The sequence below is a fragment of the Vibrio sp. 1288 genome, assembly GCF_033344475.1.
In genome coordinates this window covers 1-533 of record NZ_JAWPOX010001050.1, presented here as the reverse complement: position 1 = coordinate 533, position 533 = coordinate 1, and the positions used below count along the sequence as shown (strand labels likewise).

The 533-nt window shown below is 44.3% G+C and carries 1 protein-coding gene and 1 pseudogene; both read left to right on the top strand.

Annotation, left to right across the window (positions count from 1 at the left end):
- Nucleotides 1-95 (top strand): annotated as a pseudogene (locus R8O11_RS30850) (YitT family protein); the annotation flags it as partial.
- A gap of 90 nt (nt 96-185) precedes the next feature.
- Nucleotides 186-533: winged helix-turn-helix domain-containing protein (locus tag R8O11_RS30845; protein ID WP_318195340.1), on the top strand; the 348-nt coding region annotated here is incomplete at its 3' end.

Below are 533 nucleotides of genomic sequence, written 5' to 3'. Positions count from 1 at the left end.
TGATTGGCCTTTCGATTTTGGGTGCCTTTGCACTGAATGTCGTATTGGCGATGAATCACAAACCACACCGATATTCCGTTACCTACGGTTCATAAACTTTTGATGATAATTGACGCGCGATTTATAAGATTTCGCGCTTCAATAACTATATAATATTTCGCGATTTCCAAATAACTCGGTACGGTATGCGCGACTTTCTACAACAAGCCAAACAAACTCACAGTTGTATTGCGATTGGCGAGTTGGTCTACAATCCGAAAACACAGACTCTTCATCAAGACACTATCGCGATTGTTCTCGAACCTCGTACCATTGAGTTATTAGAACTTCTGCTAACAAGCGTGGGGCATCCGCTCTCTGCCGACACCATTATCGAAACCATTTGGCAGAGCAAATTCATCTCCAAGAATGTGCTCACTAACCGCATTAGCACCTTACGTGCGCTGCTACAGCAACACCTACCCGAGTACGATGCGGCTAAGCTCTTGGTCACTTATCCTAGCAAGGGCTATTTTCTTAACCCTGCCAATATC